This is a genomic window from Rhizobium sp. BR 317 (assembly GCF_047445835.1).
In the GTDB taxonomy this organism is placed as follows: Bacteria; Pseudomonadota; Alphaproteobacteria; order Rhizobiales; family Rhizobiaceae; genus Rhizobium; species Rhizobium paranaense.
In genome coordinates this window covers 1-1,684 of sequence record NZ_JARWLB010000108.1, presented here as the reverse complement: position 1 = coordinate 1,684, position 1,684 = coordinate 1, and the positions used below count along the sequence as shown (strand labels likewise).

At 59.5% G+C, this 1,684-nt stretch carries 2 protein-coding genes; both read left to right on the top strand.

Going from position 1 to position 1,684, the window contains the following annotated elements; translation table 11 throughout:
• Positions 1-419: 419 nt before the first annotated feature.
• Positions 420-1,445: an NAD(P)-dependent oxidoreductase gene (locus QD357_RS32090; protein ID WP_414126048.1), complete on the top strand. Its 1,026-nt coding sequence runs from the start codon at positions 420-422 to the stop codon at positions 1,443-1,445.
• A partial coding sequence (locus QD357_RS32085; RefSeq protein WP_414126047.1) for an alpha/beta fold hydrolase occupies positions 1,442-1,684 on the top strand: 243 nt, incomplete at its 3' end. The genes QD357_RS32090 and QD357_RS32085, both read left to right, overlap by 4 nt.

The following is a 1,684-nucleotide window of genomic DNA, read 5'->3' as shown; positions in this document are numbered from 1 at the left end:
CACGCATGATGCGCGGTGCCGCAAGCGCGGCGGTCATCGCCACGGAACTCATAATAAGGGTACGGCGATTCATTCTGATCATTGGTTCCTCCTCTAACCGTGTTGATCTATGTCGATGTTTTTAGGAGCCTCCAGCGCAGGCGCTCTCCTCGTAAGCGTCCTCAGTTTCGTGCAGGTTGCTTAGACCTTGGACTGATGTCGCTGAAGCCGGAAGCCTCCCACTGTGCGGCTGGACGTAAATTAGGCGCTTGCGCCAAACGTCCGCAAATGAATTGCCTCCGGCCAATGGTGAGTTGAACTCAGGCGAGTTCGGCGTGACCCGCGATKGAGGCAAAGTTTTTCTGGGAGAACGCGCCAGGCAACATGAATCCAGGTCACATGTTTTTTGCRCAAACTCTTTTGATGTGGAGGAAGCCGCCATGCTAACCGCTTTGCATGCGAGCATGGCACTCCGGTGGGATGTGCCGGCCTATGACGTGCCAGTATCGCGGAGGAGACCGGAATTGCACCAAGCTTTAGAAACAAAGCCGAGCCCGGCACGAGGACCGGGAAAACCGACAATCGGTTTTATCGGTCTCGGCTCGATGGGATTGCCGATGGCGTCGCATCTCCTAAAAAGCGGCTTCAGGGTCAAGGGGTTTGACATCTCGGAGAATGCTCTAAGAAGCTTCGCTGACAGTGGCGGGACTGCCTATCCAGACGCTACAGAAGCGGCCAGCGAGACCGACGTCTTGATGTTGATGGTAGTCAACATCGACCAGGCGCACCAAGCCCTCTTCGAACGGGGCGCCCTGGCAAATTCAACCAGGGCCAGCGTCGTCGTCCTGATGTCAACATGCCCTCCCGGCGAGGTTGAACAGCTCGCCGAGGCCGTTATTGCTCGCGGTCACCGGTTTCTGGATGCGCCTGTTTCCGGCGGCGTCGCCGGAGCGCGCGACGCGTCGCTCTCCATCATGGTGGCTGGTGACAGGCAAACCTATGAGATGAGCCGCAATCTTTTCGACGTGCTCGGCTCCAAGATCTATTATCTCGGAGAGCGGCCTGGCCAGGCATCGGTTGCCAAAGCAGTCAACCAGTTGCTGTGCGGCGTACACTTGGCGGCAGCGGCTGAGGCGCTGTCGCTCGCCGAAAGGGCTGGCCTCGACACCTCAACGGTACTCGAGATCGTGTCCGGCTCGGCGGCMGCCAGCTGGATGCTCAACGATCGTGGCCAGCGGATGCTTCTGGAAGACCCTGAGGTAACGAGCGCGGTAGACATTTTTGTGAAAGATCTCKGTATCGTGCTTGCCGCCGGCTCCTCTGCCAGGGCCGCCCTGCCGCTCGCCTCCGTTGCGCATCAGTTCTTCCTTGCCGCGTCTGGGCAGGGGTCAGGCTCGGCAGATGACAGTCAKGTCATTCGTGCGTATCGGGGAATGACCGCGGGCCAGAAGGAGGCAAAAAAGTGAGTGCCKAGATCAAAAGCAATTACGCGCGACTGTCCGGTATCACCATGCACTACCTGACCGCAGGATCCGGTGAGCCGCTGGTTCTCCTTCACGGGGTGCCGCAGAGTTCGCACGAATGGCGGCACGTGATCCCCTTCCTCGCGGACAAGTACGCGATCATCGCGCCGGACCTGCGGGGCCTCGGCGACACTTCCCGGCCCGCCGATGGGTACGACAAGAAAACGATTGCCGAGGACGTG